Source organism: Micromonospora sp. NPDC050795 (assembly GCF_044456785.1).
GTDB lineage: Bacteria > Actinomycetota > Actinomycetes > Mycobacteriales > Micromonosporaceae > Micromonospora.
Genome location: NZ_JBITGE010000096.1, coordinates 1 through 2,223 on the forward strand (window position 1 = coordinate 1; position 2,223 = coordinate 2,223).

The window sequence follows — 2,223 nt, forward strand, 5'->3', positions numbered from 1 at the left end:
CCACCCGCTACGACAAACTGGCCGTCCGCTACGAAGCCACCCTGACCATCGCCGCCATCAACCAGTACCTCCGAGCTTTATGAAACACGGGCTAGTGCCGAACCGCGCTTGGTACTCCAGCCGCACCCGGTGGAGTCGGAGTCTCCGCTGGTAGTGGGCCGTTTTGGCGCGGTGTTGGTGTCGTCGTCGCCAGTCTGACCATCGATGGATGTGGACACATTGTTTCCCCACGGTGCCCGCTGAGATCCACTGCAGCGCGCACCGTTTGCCGGCGTCCGCCTTGGCGGTGGGTGAGGGCATGGCGGCGGTGAGCCCTCTCCCGGACGTCGTCGACGTGCGCATGGGACAGCTCGCCACAGTGCTGGCCGCGGACGTCGAGTCAGCTCGGCGGCTGTTGCCCCTGCGGTCCGGCCAGCCACGTCGTGATCTGCCTCAGTGGCTGGCTGCTGTTGACGATCCTCTTCATCCGTTGCCACGCGGCGTGGGCCGGAGACCCGCCCAGCACGCCGCCGATACCCCCCGTGCCGCCGCCAGCCACCGTCCCGCTGCTCTGAGCAAGTTGCTGGGTGCTCTGTCCGAGCTGCTGGGTGGCCTGCCCGAGTTGTTGGCCGACCTGCTGGGTCGCCTGCTGCAGCGTCTGCGACAGCGGTCCATCGGGTCCCAGCGCCTCCTGCGCCGTCTGCCCGACCTGGTTCACGGCGTTGTCCACGGTCTTCACCAGCGACTCGATGATCTGAGGGTTCCGTTCGATTGTGCGCAGGGCGCTGTCGAGAATGCCCCGGAGCTCATCGAGCCGAACCTCAAGCATCGCCTCGGCCTCGACGCCCTTGATGTCGACCTTCACCGTGCCGAGACGCGCCTGAACGCCCACGTCGAGTTGGAGCAGGCTGCCCAGCCGTGCTCGCAGAGAAACAGAGGCGTCCAGATCGTCTACCTCGACGTAGATCTGCTCAACCTTGACCTGCGGGAGTTGAAGGACGACGTCCGGGTCTGACATCGTCTTGCTGCTGCGCCCACCAGCCGGTTGGGGAAGGCCGTGCGCACCACTCTCCGGAATGAGGGGGTGTTCGCCGGGCTTGGCACCCGTCGGCCCGGCGGCGACACTGCGGCTCTCGCCCGGCCCGGCGGATTTCGCGGCTTCCTCGGCGTCGCGCTGCCCATCAACGCGCTCACGCGGTTGCGCCGGCGACTCCCGTGCGCCCGTATCCCGGCTGTCCGGTTCGGTCATCACGCTACTCCTCGGGCTTCGACTGACGTCCGAACGGGATTAGGTGCCGATCCGGCGGGGCTGGAGCTGTCCCGACCCTGGCCCGGTCAACTGCCAGAACTCCTGCGGCAATTGGTCGACGAAGTCCCCGTACTCCTTCGCGCCGGCAGCCTCACGGAGGGTGTCCAAGAAGGCTCGCGCTCCGTCGGTGGCCGATTGCGGCGGGTACCCGCCGCAATCCGGGTTAATCGGCGGTTCGTTCCGTCCTCAGGGTCGTGGCGGAGGACTGTGGGTGATACGTCGGGTCACGGGCGAGTGGTACAGGCCAGCGCTGGTGATGGCGTAGAAGACGGGCAAAAGGACGAAGATGGCCAGGCCGATCAACGGCGCGACAAGGTAGCCGACCAACCCCGCGAGGACGTACAGGACGACCCCGACGAGGGCTCTGAGCCGCTCGACGGGAAAGAAGCCGCCTCTGGCCTGGTCCTTGAGCAGGTCCGGGTTCTTTGCCAGGTAGTGGTAGAACGCCAGCCAGGTAGCGCACAGCAACGCGCCGATCAGCGCGTAGAAGGCGACGGCCACCCGCTGGTCCGTGTTGTTGTGCTCCTGCAGCGCGTCCGACACGACGGCGGTCGGAAACGGCAGCAACGCCGTGCTGAACAGCACGAACAGGTTCATCCAGTGCAGGCCGCGATCGACCTGCTGGATGCGGTTGAACGCCGCCTTGTGGTTCAGCCAGACGACGGCCACATACGAGTAGGACGCGAGATAAGCGGCGTACGAGGGCCACTGCTCGAGAAGGCCGGACAGGAGGCGGCCAGGAGGAACGTCCGGCACCCGCAGGTCCAGGACCAGCAACGTGATGATGATGGCGAAGATGGCGTCACTGAACGCCACCGCGCGGCTGGTGTCTGACCGGGTGCCTAGACGAGTAAGTCCGAAGTTGGTTCAGTGGTCGTAGGCGATCAGGGATCTCGTCACGGGCTGGCCGGTGGTCCGGTTGTGCCAGATCGCGG

The 2,223-nt window shown here is 66.4% G+C and carries 3 protein-coding genes; all 3 read right to left on the reverse strand.

Annotation, left to right across the window (positions count from 1 at the left end; translation table 11 throughout):
- Positions 1 to 379: 379 nt before the first annotated feature.
- On the reverse strand, positions 380 to 1,228 hold the full coding sequence (locus ACIBEF_RS32285) for a hypothetical protein (protein ID WP_396797207.1): 849 nt from the start codon (positions 1,226 to 1,228) through the stop codon (positions 380 to 382).
- Positions 1,229 to 1,267: 39 nt separating this feature from the next.
- Positions 1,268 to 1,396, reverse strand: a complete 129-nt coding sequence (locus tag ACIBEF_RS32290; protein WP_396797208.1) for a hypothetical protein — start codon at positions 1,394 to 1,396, stop codon at positions 1,268 to 1,270.
- 78 nt (positions 1,397 to 1,474) lie between these two features.
- Entirely contained in the window at positions 1,475 to 2,104 is a 630-nt protein-coding gene (locus ACIBEF_RS32295) for a TMEM175 family protein (protein WP_396797209.1), read from the reverse strand.
- Positions 2,105 to 2,223 lie beyond the last annotated feature (119 nt).